General features: G+C 61.9%; 9 protein-coding genes. 2 read left to right on the top strand and 7 right to left on the bottom strand.

The features are described 5' to 3' along the window. The 7 genes from C6571_RS11470 to galE all read right to left on the bottom strand — a co-directional run bounded on the left by C6571_RS11470 (nt 1) and on the right by galE (nt 11,800). The gene (locus tag C6571_RS11470) at nt 1-1,110 is read right to left on the bottom strand and encodes an alginate O-acetyltransferase AlgX-related protein (protein ID WP_106446796.1); all 1,110 of its coding nucleotides are present in this window, start codon (nt 1,108-1,110) and stop codon (nt 1-3) included. 5 nt (nt 1,111-1,115) lie between these two features. Continuing rightward, a complete protein-coding gene (locus tag C6571_RS11465; protein ID WP_106446795.1) occupies nt 1,116-2,117 on the bottom strand; it encodes an alginate O-acetyltransferase AlgX-related protein in 1,002 nt (333 codons plus the stop codon). A gap of 38 nt (nt 2,118-2,155) precedes the next feature. Next, nucleotides 2,156-5,287: an NfrA family protein gene (locus C6571_RS11460; RefSeq protein ID WP_245901262.1), complete on the bottom strand. Its 3,132-nt coding sequence runs from the start codon at nt 5,285-5,287 to the stop codon at nt 2,156-2,158. A gap of 140 nt (nt 5,288-5,427) precedes the next feature. Beyond that, a complete protein-coding gene (locus C6571_RS11455; RefSeq protein WP_106446793.1) occupies nt 5,428-7,128 on the bottom strand; it encodes a glycosyl transferase family protein in 1,701 nt (566 codons plus the stop codon). A 29-nt stretch (nt 7,129-7,157) separates the two neighbouring features. Beyond that, nucleotides 7,158-9,362: a cellulose biosynthesis cyclic di-GMP-binding regulatory protein BcsB gene (locus C6571_RS11450; RefSeq protein WP_106446792.1), complete on the bottom strand. Its 2,205-nt coding sequence runs from the start codon at nt 9,360-9,362 to the stop codon at nt 7,158-7,160. A gap of 53 nt (nt 9,363-9,415) precedes the next feature. Then, on the bottom strand, nt 9,416-10,549 hold the full coding sequence (gene wecB, locus C6571_RS11445; protein ID WP_106446791.1) for a non-hydrolyzing UDP-N-acetylglucosamine 2-epimerase: 1,134 nt from the start codon (nt 10,547-10,549) through the stop codon (nt 9,416-9,418). Between the two features lie 240 nt (nt 10,550-10,789). After that, nucleotides 10,790-11,800: a UDP-glucose 4-epimerase GalE gene (galE, locus tag C6571_RS11440; RefSeq protein ID WP_106448197.1), complete on the bottom strand. Its 1,011-nt coding sequence runs from the start codon at nt 11,798-11,800 to the stop codon at nt 10,790-10,792. A 338-nt stretch (nt 11,801-12,138) separates the two neighbouring features. Between galE and C6571_RS11435 the strand changes: the two genes are divergently transcribed. Together C6571_RS11435 and C6571_RS11430 are read left to right on the top strand one after the other, a co-directional pair. Further along, entirely contained in the window at nt 12,139-14,811 is a 2,673-nt protein-coding gene (locus C6571_RS11435) for a bifunctional glycoside hydrolase/polysaccharide deacetylase family protein (protein ID WP_245901261.1), read from the top strand. After that, entirely contained in the window at nt 14,777-18,715 is a 3,939-nt protein-coding gene (locus C6571_RS11430; RefSeq protein ID WP_245901260.1) for a tetratricopeptide repeat protein, read from the top strand. The genes C6571_RS11435 and C6571_RS11430 overlap by 35 nt, the downstream gene beginning before the upstream one ends. Nucleotides 18,716-18,723 lie beyond the last annotated feature (8 nt).

Raw genomic sequence — 18,723 nt, 5'->3', positions numbered from 1 at the left:
TCAGCGGATGGCGTCGAGCGCGAGCTGCTCGGCCCGTGTCAGCGGCAGCGACAAAGACAACTCGGAAAATTGCCATACCACCAGCTTGAGGCTGGGCGGCATTGCGTCCAGTCGGCCGAGTGCGGCCAGCATGGCAGCTGAAAAAGATCCGCCGTCCTGACTTAGATTCCAGACTTCGCGGCCAAGGCGTCGGCCCAGGCGCTCGGCAAACTCGCTGCGCAAGCCATTGGAGTCGCCAAGCAACAGCACCTGGGCGCTGGGGCCTTCGTCCAGCAAGCCCCCGCTGCGCACTGGCTCGATGTGTTCGGGCACAAACTGCTCAATTTCTGGACGCCAGCCTCTGGGCACATGCTCGAGGCCAGCGAGCACGATCAAGTCGCCCATGCGCGGCTCGGCGTTCGGCGCCCGGGACGATGTGAACTGCTGCGGCCCCTTGCCGCCCAGGATGGCAAGAGCTTCCCTTGCGGCGCTACCTGCCGCCGCTTCAGCGCCCTCTTGCGTCATGTGTACGTCGGTTCGATAGAACGCCTGTGGTACAGCATCCAGCGCAGGCCGAAGGTCGACAAAAGACAGGCCTGCCCCGGCTAGCACGCCCTGCCATGCGTCCAATCGTCCGGGGAGCGGTGCAGCGACGCGCAAACCACAAAGCTGTGCGGCCTCGACACGGGACTTGTCGGGTACGGTGACAACCAACAAGCGAATACCAGTCTTTTGCCATTGTCGAGCCCAATGGCGCATCAGCTTTAAGCGCTCTTCAAATGCTCCGCTGAAGCCGGGCGCGGGGCGCAAACCGTCGCGATAGAAGAGCCAGCCAGGACACCCCTCTCGCACCTGCTCACCCAAGTCGCCCAGTAAACGGTAGCGCAGCGCCGAAGATGCCCGAGCTGTCCAGGTCCGGCCAGGCAGTGTGCCCAGCGCCTGGTTGACCTCTTTCCCCGCCTGGCCATCTACCCAGGTAGAGGGTTTCCATTCGCTGGGTGCAAAGCCCAGTTGACTCAGGCGCAGTACGCCCCAGGCACAACCTGCCGCCAAGGCCAATGCCACGACGATGGCGATACGTCGGTGTCCGGACGGATCTGATTCGCCTGGCGGCGGCAGCGGCGCTGGCATCGCCTTCACGCCGGAAGAGCTGCGGCAAGCCTCCGGCTCCAATCCTGCGCGGAGATCACGGAAGCAGCATCCCACAGCCCTTCCGCATCGGGGCCGAGGTGGAAATTGGGCTCAAACAATTGCCAGACCAGCACTTGGGGTGGCTGCTGGCGAAACGCAGCCGATTCCAGGTATTCAATCAGCACGCTCCAGAAACCCACATCGCCCGGCTTCCAGTTCACCGATACCGGCCGGTCAATGAGATTCGACAATTTTTGCGGAAAACCGAAATACGGCTGCACCATGCTGTTGCCCGTGACGTGAACGGGGGCGATGGCCGCATCGAGCAAGCCGGCTGTCTGCGTTTGGCGGCGCACGGTAAAAATCTCACGCCCAGCAGCACGCCGCTGCTCTGGCGAGAGAAAGCGCTCTGCCAGGTCGCCATAGCGCCGTTCCTTGGAAATCGCACCGAGCGCGAGCCCGGTCCCGGCGGCGCCGGCCAACGTGGGAACCAACTGGTGAATGAGATCCGCCGTGGCTTGGGCCGTGGCGTCAGCCGCTGCCTGGGTCCAGTGTTGATCGGTGCGGTAGTACACCTGTTCGCCTTTGGCCTGTAGCGCGCGGTAGATCTGCTCTACATCGAAGCCCGGCACACCGACCGCAGCCAATCGATCCCGAATGCCTGCATAGCGGCCAAGCATTTCGGGGGTCAGGGCATCTTCAGCCGGGAGCTTGTCTGCGTAAAACAGCTTCTTGCTGGGAAGCACCGGCGCCACCAGTGCAATACCACGCGCAGCAAGCCGTTTGTGCACCTCTGCAATGCGCGCCACCGTGGCGTCAATGGCGCGCCAATCGGGCTCGTCCGTGGTCCCCCATGCAGGGAAGAGGTAGTTGTCTTTGCCGATGATGGCCAAAATATCAGGCTGCGCGATGGCCACCTGCGGTAGCGACAAACCAAGAGTGAATCCGAGTGACAAGCCAAGCAGGCTTCGTCGAGAGAGCGCAGAAGGGGAAAGATGGTTTTTCATCGATGGAACGAATGTTTGAGCGAGCTTGCAAGCGCGGCTCAGTAGGCGAATGTCAAGCTCAGGAAAACGCCCTTGGCACGGTCTTCGACACCTCCCAGGCGCGTGCGGTATTGCAGACTTCCATCCACGTAAGAGCTTTGCGCACGGTATTTGCCTCCATCGAGCCAATAGCGCACATTGACCCCCACCCCTGCTCCCACAGACCAATCGCCTTTGTTGCCGACCAGATCGAAATTGGAGTAACCCGCAACCGGCGTGCCGGTGGCCCGATTGCGGTCCGAGTACCAGTCTGCGGCAAGCGACACATGAGGGAAGATCACCAATCGATCGCTGTAGTCTGTGAGATAGCTGCGGCCCACCCGCACTTCACTGGCAGCAAAGGCCTGGCCGCGCTTGAGCTTGCCTGAGGACCGCCCCAGCACTTGGCCTGTGCTGTCGCGCAGTGTGTAGGCTGTCGGAGCGTCCATCAAGGTGTAGCCGGCCTGCACGTAGCCTTCCATCGTGAACCAGCTGGTGGTATCGAGCCTGAGCCCTGTACCTTCGTAAAAGCCATAGAGCACATAGGCCTGCCAGGCTCCGGCAGAGGCGTCGGTACGGTAATCAACCGCAGCCGCTTGCTGGTTCAAGAGGCAGCGTACGGCACTCGAATCTGCATTCAAAGAGCCTCTTCGCGCGGCATTGCCCAGAAAAAACTGCCGCTCCAGGCCAAACGTAAGGTTCTTTTCGGTCCACGGGGTGTAGCGCACGCCAAACGCGCCAGTCGTCGTGGGGAAACCAGAGACGGCCCGCGTACGGGTTTCGGCGACGTTGATAGTCCCCCCGCAAGGGTCAGGAACGGTTTGTGCGCCCGTGACATCGACACCGCTGTACAAGGTGTTGGACAGTCGGCCATAGATGTCGAAGGTGCTGCTGCTGGAGTTGAGAAACGCCGACGGACGCCAGTACGCTTCAACAGTGCTGAAAACCGCATTGCCGGGCAGCGACACAGGCTGTGCCACCAAGGCATTGGTCGGTGCGCGAGCGCCGCGGTAGGCCACCGACGCCGTCACGCCCCACTCGCGAGAAAAGTTGGCAATAGCGCTTCGGGTATCGAACCGCTGCTGCGCATCCAGCGCGAACTTTCCCTCATCGGCATCGTCAATGGCCTGGCGCAACATGGCAGCCGCCGCGATGCGATGGCCGCTGGCAGCCATCGCATACGCCTCGTCCAAAACGTTGGTGGGTGGGGCGTTGCCCGTGCTTCGAGCGGCCACGAAATCTTGCAAAGCCAGCTCGGGTTCGCCGTTCGCCAGGCGCAAGTAACCGCGTTGGCGCAGCAAATTGGCATCTTCTGGCTGAGTAAGCAGCGCTTGGTCCAGTCGCACCAGGGCTTCCTTCTGCTCTTGCGGTGTGCCTGCGGCCAGTGCAGTGGTGAGCAATATCTGGTTCGATTCGGTTTTCGGATCTTCTGCGATTGCCCTGCGGGCGAGCGCAATGGCTTGTTCATAGCGCTTCTGACCATAGGCCGCGTAAGCGCGCGCTGCCGGGTTGTCCGTGCCTGGGGCATCCCACGGCTGCATTTCGCAAACCGTGCCATAGGGCGTGTCGTGACACAACTGCAAGGGCGCGTATGCAGTGGCAGGCAAGACGTCCTGGGTAGTCCAGAAATTGCCCAGCGCGCTTGCGGCCTTGCGACGGGAAGCAGCCTGTTCGTCATCGAGCGCAAGCGGCTCAAGCAGCTTTTTGACACGCGCAGGCTGCCGGTCGGCCAGTGCAAGGTCAGCGCCAATCAAACGCACGTTGCGTCGCAGCGATTCATCGATCCAGTCTTGGGCCAGCACCGCCTCAATGTCCTGCTGCGCAGCTTCGCCATGCCCCAACAACTGCCGCAAATAGGCCCGCTGAATGCGGATCGTGGTGTTTTCTTCATCGGATTGCAGAGCTTCTCCTGCGGCGCGCTCCGCACCCACGATGTCCTGGGTGGCTTGCAAAGCGCTAATCAGCAGCAAACGGTGGCTGACCACATCCGGCGCCCGACGGACGGCCTCACGCGCTTCGGGAAGCGCCTCCTGCGGCCGGTTCTTCGCCATAGCCACGTAGGCCTTCTCCGCGTGCTGCACGGCGATGGCCTGGCTTGCCAGCCGCATCAACGCGCCGATGGCGTCAGCGTTTGGCGCGCCCAGTGCAATCGCCTGGCGGCCCGCCTCAATCATTTCCTCGTAGCGCTGGAGATCTTCCAAAGCGTTGAGCCAAAGCAAAGACCAGGGCCCCTGGCTGGGATCTGTACGTACGGCGATCTCCGCGTTCGACGCGGCGTCCGCAAACTTCCCATCGGCGAGTTGCTCATAGGCGAGTGTGGCAATAGGGAAAGCCTTGCGGTACTCGGCGGTGGTGGGCACGCCTGCCACCCCTGGGGGCACTGGTCGCAAGTTCAGCAAGGCTGCTTGCAGCTCGGGGCTGCTGTGACCGCTTGCAATGGCCTCCTCTGCTGCGCGCTCGGCCTCTTCCAGCCGATTGAGCTTCTGCAATGCGTACACACGCAGTTGGTACAGGCGAACCACGTCGGGACGGAGTTTCAATGCGGCATCGGCGCGACGCAGTGCCGTCTCGTAGTCGCCGCGGGCGTAGGCTTTATAGCCTTGATCAGACAAACGCCAGGCCAGTCCGCGCAGGCGTCCTCCCAGCCGCGAGCGAGCTGCCGGCTTGGATGGTGTCTCTTCAACCGCCGGTGGAGCAACGGACCGGATGCTGTCCGCTTGCGGAGGGCGCGGTGCCGGCACCACCAGTTGGGCCGGACTGTGCGGCCTGGGCGCCTGCCACATGGGCAAAGCGGGCATTTGCAAACGCACGTAGCGACGCAATGCACGCTGAAACTCGTTATCCACCACGGTGTCTGCGGGTCCCCTGCCCCACGGCGCAGGGTCTCTGCGTTCAATCGCCTGCAAGGCCGTCTGCCAGGCGGATGGCGGTCGCGATGGGACGGGGGCGGGTGACCCTGGCGCCTCGGCCAGCGTGTTGGGCTCCAGCGGCCCCGAGGGTCGCCATGCCAGCTCGGAAGACAGGCGCAAGCGCGCAACCAATAGATCGCTCGATCCGCCCGGCCGCTGCGCCGAGACAAGTTCGCTGTCCGACGATGCCTGCGCGGCGACAAGGGGGACAGAGCCCGGAGGCGTCAGCCGCAAGGACATCATGAGTCGCAGCGGGCTCTCCTCGCCTTGCCACTGGCTATGGCGAGTCGGCGTAGCGGCGCCCACTCCTGCGGCAAGAAGGGGAGCAGCAGGCCATGCCATAGCCAGAGCCACCGCCAACAAGGTTCGATTTCGCAAAGGTTTCATACGGCAACTACGTCCTGCATGGCGGGCGGCGGTGTAGGTGCGGGCGCCGCATCTGCCTGCTGGAAGGAAATCGCTTCCTCCAGGGTGTGCTGGTCCAACCAGCCTTGTTCCAACAAAATACGGCCCAGCGGGCGGCGCGAATCCCTTTGCATAACGAGCGCCTGCTCAAGGTGCCCGGCATCAATAGCACGCCAGGAGAGCAGTACCTCGCCCAGTCGCTGACGATGCGACTCCAGCTGATCGGCAGATGGGAAATCATGTGCGGTTTTGTCCCATAGCAGCCGCGTGCCGAAAATCTTGTGAGATAGAAAAAGCCGCCAAGCGCGTGCCGCAGCCATGGCATTGATGAAATTCCCGATGACCATTCGCGGGATCGAGAGCAAGCCATGCTCCCAGCCATACATCTTGCCCACGAAATAGGCCCGCTGCACCACACGCAACAGCAAGGCCACAGCGTTGAGCCCCATGACAGTCATGAACCAGCCGTTGGTATGAAACAAGGAGGGGTAATACACCGTCCACCAGCCGAGCTGGTCGGCGGCGTAGAACAGCAAAAAATTGAGCATCAGAACGTAGCCGAGGATCGCCACGAACGCAGTGATCAAGCCTTTGCGATCCCGAAACAACAAGTATTTTGTGGCCAGCGACCCCGCCCAACCCACTTGCTGCCAGCCCTGCAGGCCAATGCCAATGGTCCAGCGTGCTTTCTGGCGGTAGGCGGCGCGAAATGTATCTGGAAAAAATTCACGCACTCCCAAAGGCATCTGAATCGAACCAATTTTCTCGCGTCCAAGGCCAAACCAGGCCGTGCGACGGGTGAGGTAGTCCACGTCGAATTTGCCAAAAATCTGCTTCATTCCCAACCGACTAAGCCGCGTACCAATGTCGTAGTCCTCGGTCAGACTCTCCACATTGAAAGGCTCATTGTTGGTCGTCGCTGCGAGTATCTGCATCGCACTGTGAGAGAAGCAGGTGCCAACCCCCGCCGATGGAACCATGTTGGAAAGGCTCTCGCGCACGACCAAATCCTTGCTGTGCCATTCCGCGAACTCATCCATGTAGGTGCCCGCCACCAGTTCAAACCAGCTGCGCTCAAGTGAAGTCACCGGCAACTGGATGAAATCCATCCGCGGCAGCAGGTAGTTGTAGTACTTCAGCTCCAGTGGGTGGAGCACGTCTTCACTGTCGTGGAGCACGAATCCAGCAAAGTTTTGAGACTGCTTGCGTTCCTGCTGAAATGCGGCTTGTACGATCCAGTTGAGACAATCAGCCTTGCAAGTGGGCCCATCGTGCGGTACTTCCACGCGCACAAGCTGTCGGTAGCGCCTGCGCATCCGCTCAACCTCCTCGATCGTCCGGTGATCGTTGCGATAGGTACCGACGAAAATCGTGTAATTCCGATACTCCAACGTGGACACCATGTTGCTGAGCATGGGAGCAATCACGTCGAATTCCAGCCACGCCGGAACCATGATGGCCATGGGCTGCTCGGGATGCTCGCGCAGCTGCGCGGCTGTCAGGCGCTTGTATTGGCGTCGCACTACCAACGAGCGGTAGCTCTCGCGAACCCAGTACCAAGCATCGATAAACAGATCGTCGATGCTCGACAGCAGGATGATCACGCCGACCACCGCAGTCAATATCTCAAGACCGCGGTAATAGTCGGCAAATAGGTAAGGCCAGTACAGCGTGAACATGCTGAACGATCAATGGAAGATGCGCGGGTTCACGAAGGCTTTCTGCGATTGCGCCGGATGCGATAAGCCCAGACAACCAGCAGCAGCAACATGAGGAGCGCCGCGCTCACCAGAGGCACGCCCCAGGAGAAATAACGCCTCCATTCGTAGAAGGCACTTTCGCCGGCACGTGGCGGCTGGCTGGCTGAAGGATTGGTGCTGTCTACCCAGCTAACCGGGCCTTCGGCACCGATCAAGGCGATGTCTCCACGGTTGAGCACGAAGGGCTTGTCTTGCGCCGCAGTTTGCGCGCCCAGGGGTTGCCACAGCAGGCCCGGCTGAGCGTGCGCGCTGGTAACTTCGACTGCGCTCAGGTGCGCCAGGCCATCGACATCAATCCAGGGAGCCTTTTTCCCGTTGATGCGCAGCTGCGCATCCTTGATGACAACTTTGGACGTGGCGCCATCTACCGGCACCTGCAGGGCGAGGAAGGGACGACTCGGTGTGAATGCCTGACCTTGCTCGGCCACCACGAATTCGGCGCGTATGGGCGTAACACCCGCCGCAACGGCCATGCGAACCACGCGCATCAAACTGGCGGGTGCGTCCGCCAGATACGCTTCTGGAACAATAAGCTGCGGCGTGCCGGACATCAGGGGCAGCAAGCCGACAAAGGTGCCATCGGGCTCTGAATCACCACCACGTACATAGCTGGTGGGCAGCACATTCACCGGGAACGCCTGCGGCGTTTCATTGCAGTCGTTGGAGTAGGGCTGGCGCTGGAAAGACACGCGTACCACATTTCGAAGTCCAAGCGCATAGCCAGGAATACGGGCATCAAGACGCTCAGGACGCCCATCCGCTTGGAGGCGCTTGGCCGACAGCAAGACGTTGTTCCAGAACACGGAAGCTACCGGACGGGTGGACGAGGCACCGGGCGCTGCGGCCACATCCACTACCAGATCAGACGGCATTCGGCCATTGACGGCCACGGCGCCGAGCGGGATGGTGGCCGTCCAGTCGCCGCGTGCCAGGACGTCGAAACTCGCATCGCTGCCGCCGAGGTTGGTGAGGCGGATGGCCGAGCGGTCGAGTACGTCGGGTGTATTGGCTTCCGCTACGGTCACTTCCCGGGTGGTCATGGCGCTGCGCCAGACGTCGGCGAAAACGCCTGCAGCCTTGGCACCCGCATCCTCCGACACTACGATGACCGGACGGGCGCCCAGCGTTGCCAGACGAATCGAATGCGACGGCAGGGCTCCCGTGGCCACCGCCGTTTGCAGGCTGCGCCAGCTCGCGAAGGAACGCGCCGCGTCGGCGTCGCCGCCCAGCTGAGCGCCCAACGCGTCCAGAGCTGCCGATATTTCCTGTTGCAAGGCAGTGTCCACGACCGCGATGTCTCCGGTGGCAAGCGAAGACCCCAGGACTACCAGAGCCCCTACCTCGGCGGCATCCTTCAGTACGTGTTTGGCATTGCCTTGCGCAAGGCCAGAAAAGGCCGGCAGGCTCGCCAGCCCAGCAGGCACCTGCCATCCGGTTGTGTCAATGACGTCGCCAGGAGCGGGAAAGGACTTCACGACGACGCGGCGATTGGCCTGCTCCAAGGCGACGCCAAGACGCCAGGCAGTGTCGTAGGTGGCCTTGCTGACTTTGCGCGACGCCACCATCAGCGTCGGATGCGCCGGTAAAGTGAGCCAGGCGTCCGAGAGACTGGTCAGAGCGGAGCTGCTGAAACGGTAATTGAATCGGGTATCTGCAGAGACCGACAGCACATTGCCGGTGGATCGCTCCACCTCGCAAATGCGTTGGCCGACATTGTTCTGCCAGTTCACACGAAAACGCAGGAAGCCGTTGGTGCGCTGGTTGGTATCTACCTTCAGCAACTGGCTGGCGTCGCCTTCTGAAACCTCAATGCGACGCGAATGCACGGGCCTGCCATTGATGAACAACACCATGGTGGTGCGCCCCTCTTCGGCCTTGTAATAGCGCGCGCGAAAGTCGACGGTGGCGTCGGCCAACTTCAGCTGCTGAGGCACTGGTAGATAGAACTCCTGGCGGCTGTCAAAGCCGCTCAACAACACGTCATCGCCGAACCCCAGGTCCGAAAGCGAGAAACTGCGGTTGACCCAGGTGTCTCCCTGCAAGCGCTGCAAGGCGTCGCCCGCAGGACTGGCCAGCGCCATGATCGGGACGGCCAAACTGATGAGCGCTACCAAGCGGGTGAGACGTGGCGATCGGGGCGGGCAAGATGGCATGGAGACACTCCGGAAAAAGATGCGGGGGCTAGAGAACTGAATCACGACGCGGTTCAGGCATGAAATTGGGCGAAAGGCCGTTCGCACAGAGCATCCACAATGCGACTGCAAGCGCGCCCGTCGCCATAAGGGTTGGCACTCCGACAAAACCCGGCATACGTAGCTGGGTCATCCAGCAAGCGCGAGGCTTCGGTCACTATGCGTTCGCGCGAAGTACCCACCAGACGCACCGTGCCCGCCGCCACGGCCTCGGGCCGTTCAGTAACGTCGCGAAGAACCAAAACCGGCTTGCCCAGCGAGGGCGCTTCTTCCTGGACACCGCCAGAGTCGGTCAGGATCAGGTACGCACGGCGCATGAGCCAGACAAAATCGATGTAATCCACAGGCGCGATCAGGTGGACATTGGCCCGCTCTCCCAAGACGCTCCGCACGACATCGCGAACGTTGGGATTGAGGTGGACCGGGTAGACGATCTGCAGATCGCCCCGCTGCGCCAGATCTTGCAGCGCAGCGCAGATATTGCGAAAACCTTCGCCGAAGTTTTCGCGGCGGTGCCCTGTGACCAGCAACAGCTTGCGACGTCCATCGAGCCATGCATAGCGCTCTGCAAGGGTCCGCTCCAGCGCGGCGTCGTGGTCGAGTTTGGCGAGCGTTGCCACAAGCGCATCAATGACCGTGTTGCCAGTGACCCAAATGCGCCCCGACACCTTCTCAGCCAACGCAGCGTCGCGCGCGCCAAGCGTTGGTGCAAACAGCCAGGTACTCACAGAGTCGACGAGCCGGCGGTTCATTTCTTCCGGATAGGGCGATTGAATATCCCCACTGCGCAAACCCGCTTCGACATGGCCCACTCGGATGCCCCGATGGAAGGCAGCCAGCGCGGCTGCCGCAGCGGTCGTGGTATCGCCATGCACCAGTACGCCATCGGGCTGCACACGCTCCAGCACCGCATCAACCGCCGTGATCAGTCGCGCGAACAATCCGTTGAGGCTTTGGTTGGGCTGCATGACATCGAGCTGATGCTCAGCCTGCAGGTCAAACAAAGCCATGACCTGAGCGAGCATTTCGCGATGCTGGCCCGTGATGCACAGACTGCTGTTGATCTGCGGCTCAGCGCGCAATGCCGCCACCAAAGGAGCCATCTTGATGGCCTCGGGCCGGGTACCAAAAATCGAAACAATGCGCATTCGAGGAGTCAGTTGGTGCGCCCAACCAGTGCCGCTCCTACACAAGGAACCCAACCCGGAAAAACGCAATCAAGAAACGGTAAATGCGTCTTCCTACGCATCTACTGGGGCGGGAACGATCTGCGCCGTCTGACCCTCGATGCACCAATAATAACAAGTGTTGCTGATTGAAAGCAAAGGATTTGCGCGAAATTTCGCGTAAGAATTCAGGGTTGTTGCGTAAGAAACCAAGTGCCCAGATCAGCCTAAGCTACGTGCAACGCCGTCCTGCCAGCGCCAGGCATCCTGACACATGCGATCCACACCATGCCGCGCTTTCCACCCAAGAAGGCGCTCTGCAAGCGCAGGGTCAGCCCAACATTGGGCGACATCGCCGGGGCGGCGGGGGACGATGCGGTAGGGAACAGGCCGCCCGCTTGCACGCTCAAACGCGCTGACCATCTCCAGTACCGACACAGGGCGACCCGTTCCCAGATTCACTGTCAGCACGCCCGGATGCGCCTGCAAGTAGCGCAGGGCCGCAACATGCCCATCGGCCAGATCACAAACGTGGATGTAGTCGCGCACACCGGTTCCATCGGCAGTGGCGTAGTCGTCACCGTAGACGCTCAGACAATCTCTCTGGCCTGCGGCCACCTGCGCTACATATGGGAGAAGATTATTGGGGATGTCCTGCGGATCCTCGCCGATCAACCCGCTCTCATGGGCACCCACGGGGTTGAAGTAGCGCAGGCGTGCAATACGCCAGGCATCCGGTTCGGCGGCGTCGACGTCAGCGAGCACCTGCTCCATCATGAGCTTGGTCCAGCCGTAGGGATTGGTCGCCGAAAGCGGGAAGTCTTCGCGGATGGGCAAGGTCGCGGGCTCGCCATAAACGGTGGCGGACGAGGAAAAGACGAGCGTGCGCACGCCGGCTGCCTGCATGGCACGCAGTAGCGTCACGGTGCCCGCGACATTGTTGTCGTAGTAACGCAGCGGTTCGCGCACCGATTCGCCGACGGCCTTGAGAGCCGCAAAATGGATCACGGCGCGTATCGGGTGCTCTGCAAACACTTGGCTCAAACAAGCCGGATCGCGGACATCTCCTTGCAAGAGCACGGGCGCGGCCCCGGTGATTGCCCCCACCCGGTCGAGCACTGAGCGGCGGCTGTTGGAAAAATTGTCCAGCACAATGGCCTGCAGCCCTGCGGCAGCCAGCGCCACACAGGTGTGTGAGCCAATATAGCCTGCCCCCCCGGTGACGAGCACCACGCTGTTTTCAATCATCCTGCAACTTCCTATTCTTTTGCGATTGCTCCGGCGAGTCATTCGATAATGCAGAGTTGTTGCCAACCGTAACTATCCTCAATGCTCCTGCCACAATGAAAATCCTTTTGCCTGTGCGTCGAGTTTAGACACGCCGAAACATTTCACATCCAAGGATAACTTCCTCACCCTGCTTGATTGCCTTTGCTCGCGTGCGCCGCTTACTTTTTCAAATCATTCTGGTCTGCGCCTCGCTGGCGCCTTTAGGCGTTTGCGCCAACCCTCCAGCGATTGCCATTCATTACGGTGCGACTGCGCTTCCGACGGAACTGGGTCCCTTTGACATGGTGGTCGTTGAGCCGGACCACGCGTCGGCCCTCCCCTCTACTCAGCACGGACAGGAAGTGGTTGCCTATGTCTCTGTGGCGGAGGTGCACCCGTCACGCAGCTACTTCAAAGAAATTCCGCCAGAATGGAAGCTCGCGCGCAATGGCGACTGGAAATCCGACGTCATTGACCAAACACCCGATGGGTGGCCCGATTTTTTTGCCGAACGGGTTGTCGGGCCGTTATGGAAGCGTGGCTACCGCGGATTTTTCCTCGATACGCTTGATTCCTACCGACTCGCCGAAAAATTTGACGAGCAAGCGCAGCAGCAGGGTTTGGTGCGTGTGATTGAAACACTGCACGCGCGTTTTCCGGGCATCCAGCTGATTCTGAACCGGGGCTTCGAGATCGTTCCTCGGGTGCACGACAAGATTCGAATGGTGGCGGCAGAATCCTTGTACCGAGGATGGAGTGCCAAAACGCGCAGCTATCAGGAAGTTGGCACAACAGACCGGCAGTGGCTTGCAGCGCAGTTGCGCACGGTGCGTGACGAGTGGAAGCTGCCGGTGCTGGTCATCGACTACGTGCCGCCCCACGACCGCGAACTCACGCGGGCCACTGCAGAGCGTATCCAGGCAGATGGATTCATCCCCTGGGTGGCAGACAGCGCACTTGAAACAGTGGGCATCGGCATGATCGAGCCGGTGCCACGCCACATTTTGGTGCTCTACAACGGTGCGGAGTCGCCCGCCCTCAACTATTCGAACGCGCACCGCTTTTTGCAGATGCCGCTCAATTACATGGGCTACGTGGTCGATTACGCGGACGTTCGTGAGCCCTTACCGGAGGGCATCGGACGCGACCGTTACGCGGGTGTGGCCACCTGGTTTTCAGGATTTATCCCAGAAGCCAGGCGCAAGTCTGTGGCGCAATGGCTGCAGTTGCGCATGACGGAAGGCATGCCGCTGGCCGTGGTTGGCGATATCGGCCAGTCGCCTGAGCCGCGCTGGGCTCGCAGACTGAGCATACAGACCGAGCCAGTGGAAACGCAGGGTTCGCTGCGCATCGAAGCGCATCACCCCATGATGGGATTCGAGGCCAGCCTTCCGTTGCCCACGCGCAATTACCAGCCGGCGAAGTTGACAGACCCCGAAGCCGCGCAGTTCACACCCCTGGTTCAGTTGCGCGACGAGCGCGGCGGCACATTCGTTGCGGGTGCCATCGCACCTTGGGGTGGATTCATCCTGGATCCCTACGCTCTCATCGAAGTTCCTGGAAGCGACGATGCACGCTGGGTCATTGATCCGTTCGTGTTTCTCACCCAGGCGCTGCGCTTGGAGCCGATGCCCGTGCCGGACACCACCACGGAAAACGGTCGCCGCCTGCTGCTGGCGCATGTTGACGGAGATGGCTTTCCGTCACTGGCCGAGTTCCCTGGGAGCCCCTTTGCTGCGCAGGTGCTGCTCAAAGACATCTTCGAAACCTACCGCATCCCACAGACCATGTCGATCATCGAGTCTGAAGTGGCACCGGACGGTCTCTACCCCAACCTCAGCCCGAAGCTTGAGGCGATTGCCAAAGCCATGTTTCAGTTGCCCCACATAGAAATAGGCAGCCACACTTATTCACACCCCTTCCTCTGGGATCGAAGTGTGCGCCATGGCCTGTTCCAGGACGACAAAGAGGCCGCCTACAACCTCAACATTCCTGGCTACACCATGGACCTTGCACGCGAGATCGTCGGCTCCACGGCTTACATCAACCGGCGCCTGGCACCGCAAGGCAAGCAAGTCAAGATTTTGCAGTGGTCAGGTGATACCGCCCCCGGCGCCAAGGCGCTTGAAATCAGCAGCCGCGCGGGCCTCCTCAACATCAATGGTGGCGACACCTCGATCACGCGCAGCAATCCATCGCTGACCGCTGTCGGTGCGCTAGGCATCCGCAAGAATGGCTATTTGCAGGTGTACGCGCCGATCACCAATGAGAATATCTACACCAATCTCTGGCGCGGTCCCTTTTACGGCTTCGAGCGCGCCATCGAGAGCTTTGAGATGACGGACAGCCCCCGCCGCATCAAACCTGTGGGCATCTATTACCACGTGTACTCCGCCAGCAAACGTGCAGGACTGCACGCGCTGCACAAGGTCTATGACTGGGCGCTCGCCCGTCCCTTGCACCCCGTCCACGCCTCTGAGTTCGCCGAAAAGGTGCAGGACTTTTATGGCTATGCCATCGCCCGCGAAAAAGGGGGCTGGCGGGTGCGCGGCAACGGCGCGCTACGCACGCTGCGCATTCCCTCTGGAATCGCAGCGCCCAATCTCGCGCTCAGTGTGGGGGTGGTCGGCATTCACCCCGGAATCGACGGCGCCTACGTTGCCCTGGCAGGCGACTCGGCCTTTCTCGCACCGACGCCCCAAAGCACCTCGACGCAGGCCAGCCGCCCCTCGCTGTTCGAAGCCAATGGCCGCATTGAAAAATGGCAAGCAACCGAGCCAGGTCGACTTTCATTCGACCTGCGCGCCTACGTGCCGCTTGAGTTCTCACTTTCCGGCGCCAGCCACTGCCGGGCGAAGGCCAACGGACGTGCCGTGACCGCACAACCGCGTACGGCCGGACAGGCCAGTGATGTGCAGTATTTTCAATTGAAGGACCAGCGTGCGCGCGTCGAGCTTGAGTGCACAGGCCGCTGACCGTCCGGTCGTTGCGCCCGACTGGCTCATCGTACTGCTGGCCAGCATGGTGTGCGCTGCGCTGTGGCTGCTTTACCCACGCCAGGATCTGGAGCGGCGTCTGTCGGACGCAGCGGATTCGCCGCTCTCGCTTGCCTACCTAACCAACCTGCTGCGCAGCGACACCGACAACCCGCAACTGCGGCTCCTGCTGGCGCGGCACCAAGTGACACACGGCGATTGGGCCGACGCACGCACCACCCTCCAACCCGCCCTTGCATCAAGCAAACCCGCCATCCGGCGCGACGCTCTCTGGGTGCAATGGGAGCTGAGCCACGCTGAATACGAGGCGGTGCCCAAAACCAAGTCCGCCCGCAAAGAAGTGCTGCTGCAGGACCTGCGCCAACAGCTGCGCGTCCTTGCAGAGCAACAATGGCCGGCCGACAAGCACGCGCGATTGCTGGCCCTCACCACCCAATTCAACGAGCCCAGCCTGACTGCTGCGCTGAGCAGCCAGATCCCCACCGAACCGCCCAGTCCGCAGGAAGCAGCAGAAACCTACGTGCGCGCTGCGCGGGCGGCACTGGCAAAGTCGGACTACGCTGGCTGCGCTTCCTACTACCTGCTGGCTCGGCAGGCCACACCCGATCCACAGCAAGCCAAGCAGTACTACTTTTCGGCCGTGCGCGCCCTGCAGTCGGGCAACGAACCCGTTGCAGCACTGGCACTTGCCGAGCACGAACTGGGCGAACTGAAAGGCGACCGGGAGGCACTGCTCTTTTTGACCAATCTGGCACGCGCCGCAGGGCGGCCCGACATTGCCGAGCGCTACGTACGCCAACTCCTCAAGCTCGCGCTCAGCCATCGCTGGTTCGACCACGGTTTCGCGGGGCCAACGGCCTTGGCCACCAAAGTGAGTGCAAACCTGCGCCGCGTAGCGTGGCAAGCTGCGCCCCAAGCCTTTGCAGACCGGACCACTGTCCCGCGTTACGACGATGGCGCGCACTACGTGGAGGCTCAGCGGCGCCACTGGAATGCCGATGGCAACGCACCAAGCAAGCGCCTCGTGGCCGACAAACCCCAGGCGCCTGCACCCGCCCTGCCCTATGACGAAGAGATCTACACCCTCGGTTACGCGGTATTCCTGGAGAACCACAACTTGGAAGACGCGTGGGCGCTTGCCAATGCAGCCGTGCGCCAAAACCCTGGCAGCGTAGTGTGGCGGGAGCGGCTGGCGCAGGTCTCGGAGTGGACCCTGCGCCTGGACGTCGCCCTGAGCAGCTGGCTGGTGGTGGCCCAGCAAACGCAGAAGGATTTCGCGTGGCAGGCGGTGTTGCGGCTCGCTCCCGGTCAATTCGACGACGCCGCACTGGTGGACGGATTGCGCTACGAGTTGCGACGCAAGCCCCACGATAGAACTCTGGTTCGCGCGCTGGTGCAGGCATGGGAGCGACTGGGCGAACCGCAGCCCGCAATCGACTTCCTGAAGCAACGCGGCGGCGACCCTGAAACGATCGAGCTGCTTGCCGAGCTGGCCGAGCGCGCCGGCCAGCCCGATCTTGCGCTGGAGAGCTGGCGGCGCCTGCTCAAGATTCCCGGCCAGACCACACCGCAACGCGCCATGCAGGCGGCCGTACTGGCACTGGGACGCGATCGTGCCGACGAAGGACTGGCCTGGCTGGAGGCCGCACGCGCGCATCCGCCAGCCGATGCAAGCGCCAGCGAGTTCTGGCGCCTGACCGGCCAGGTGGCAGAGAGCCGCGAGCGCACGCAACTCGCGGTCGAAGCCTACCGCAAGCTGCTAAAGACCGGGTCAAGCACCATGGAAGACTACGACGCCTTGGTCCGCTTGCTGCAGCTCGATTTTCCAATCGAGGCGGCGCAAGTGTCTGCGCAGGCTTGGCAACAGTTTGGCGAAGCCCGCCATCTCACGCTAGCGCTGACTTTGCTCTCTGGCCGCAGCCAATGGAAGGAATTCGGGCGCCTCATCCAACAGCTTGAAACGGGCACCCACCGCGACACCCTGCCCACGCTGATGGGCAACACCCAGTTTCTGCGACTGGTCGGTACCTGGCATCAGAACGCAGGACGCATGGCACAGGCGCGACGTTTTTTCGAAAATGGATTGCGAGCCAGCCCCGATTCGCCCGACATGCAGCAGGCCTTGCTATGGTTGCTGATCGACAGCAACGACACCGTCGCGCTGCGCAGCGTGCTGGCTACCCACGAACGAACATGGCAACGCTCGGAAGCCGTCCATGACGCACTTGCCGCCTCATACCAGGCTCTTTCGCTTCCGCAGACTGCCTTGAGTCGCTACCTCACACCCAGATTCCAGGTGATGCAGGGCGATTTTTTGTGGCTGATGAACTATGCCGATGCGTTGGACCAAAACCAACAGACCGACCGTGCGTGGCGACTGCGCCGACACCTGCTCTCGCGCGAGTGGCGCGAGGCGCAAGCCAGCGCAGGGGAGCAGAAGCGGAGTCGGGCCGACGCCCTCAAACTTTGGCTCAGCCAGGAAGGGCTGGACCAGACCCGGCGCGTCGCACGTGCCCGTCTGGCCATCACGCAGCGGCCCGGTGACCCAGCCGCTGACGTCCTTCGGGAGCTGCTACGCCTGGACCGCGACGCCAACGGCGGCTATTCCAACGCCGCAGCCGAAACAGCCATTGGCTGGCTGCAGGATGCAGGAGAGTTCACAGCAGAGCGTGCCTTTTTGTGGCATCAATACGCCCGCACCCGCGCCGTGCGCGCCAATCGCCCACTGTGGGCTGACATCAGCGTCGCTCTGGCGGAAGACGACCGCGCCGCCAGTGGCCAGCTGCTCGAACGCTTTGACGAGCGCCTGCCGCGCTACGACCGCATCCATGCCGCATCGGTGGCGCAAGACATTCGGCTCGCGCAAAGCGCGGCTTTTAACGCGAGCAACGACCAGCACGACGACGCACCTTTGCACCTGCAGCTGACCGAAAACTTGCTGGCCTTCAGCGACCACGCCGAGGTGAAATTGCTCGCCACGCAACTCGGCGGCATGAACGAAGGCCAGAGCCATGCCACACTGCACTGGGCATTGGGTCCCCGCCTGACGATGGACCTTGAATTTCGAAGCATTCAGCGGCGGTCGACCGATGCGCGGGTGGTGCAGTCGCCGCCCAACGAAGAGCGCTTAGAAGCGAAGTTTCGCTGGCGCCATCTGGATGGCGAATCGGGCCTTTTGGCCACGAACCGCGATGGGCATCGCAACACCCAACCTCTGCAGCTCTGGCACGAGCAGCGTGTGGACAATCGCCTGAGCTGGCGAATTGAAGCCGGGCGCCAGTTACCGTCGGACGAAAGCCTGACGCTGCGCATCGCAGGGATGAAGACGCGGGCCGCTGCCAGCGTGCGCTACCAAGTCACCCGACAAGACGAGTTTTTGCTGATGCACGCCGCTGAGCGCTATCAGCTGCAGACAGGCGCCACGGTGGGCAGCGGGCGCCACAGCTCCATTCAGTACACCCACACCTACCGGCAGGACGCCCCCTTGCTCGCACTCAGTGCGTTTTGGTCCACCCATGCCTACACGCGCAGAGACCCCTCCGATCTCGACCCATCTGACCTCGACTTTCGGCGCTACCTGCCGCCGGACACAGGCGCGCTTGGCAGGGATTTCTTTCTACCCGGCAACTTTCGCTTCTACGGCATCGAATTGTCTACCAACATGCGCTACGAAGAGGAATACTCGCGCGCGCTGCGTCCTTTCGCCAGCGTCAGTCGCACCTGGCACAGCCAACTTGGGCCGGGCTACGGTGTGCGCCTGGGCATCGCAGGCAGCGTCTGGGCTGTTGACCACCTGAGCCTGAGCCTGGGGCAGTCCAAATCGGGCGTCCAGTCGCAGGACCGGACGCGGGATCTGCAGTTGAGCTACCGCCTTCATTTTTAGTCATTCTC

This window comes from Simplicispira suum (assembly GCF_003008595.1).
GTDB lineage: Bacteria > Pseudomonadota > Gammaproteobacteria > Burkholderiales > Burkholderiaceae_C > Simplicispira > Simplicispira suum.
This window is presented reverse-complemented; position numbering and strand designations above follow the sequence as displayed.

What these genes read in the sequence shown, in the direction of transcription:
- C6571_RS11470 (WP_106446796.1), bottom strand. Translation starts at nt 1,110, where the DNA reads ATGCCAGCGCCGCTGCCGCCGCCAGGCGAATCAGATCCGTCCGGACAC.
- C6571_RS11465 (WP_106446795.1), bottom strand. Translation starts at nt 2,117, where the DNA reads ATGAAAAACCATCTTTCCCCTTCTGCGCTCTCTCGACGAAGCCTGCTT.
- C6571_RS11460 (WP_245901262.1), bottom strand. Translation starts at nt 5,287, where the DNA reads ATGATGTCCTTGCGGCTGACGCCTCCGGGCTCTGTCCCCCTTGTCGCC.
- wecB (WP_106446791.1), bottom strand. Translation starts at nt 10,549, where the DNA reads ATGCGCATTGTTTCGATTTTTGGTACCCGGCCCGAGGCCATCAAGATG.
- C6571_RS11450 (WP_106446792.1), bottom strand. Translation starts at nt 9,362, where the DNA reads ATGCCATCTTGCCCGCCCCGATCGCCACGTCTCACCCGCTTGGTAGCG.
- C6571_RS11455 (WP_106446793.1), bottom strand. Translation starts at nt 7,128, where the DNA reads ATGTTCACGCTGTACTGGCCTTACCTATTTGCCGACTATTACCGCGGT.
- C6571_RS11435 (WP_245901261.1), top strand. Translation starts at nt 12,139, where the DNA reads ATGGTGGTCGTTGAGCCGGACCACGCGTCGGCCCTCCCCTCTACTCAG.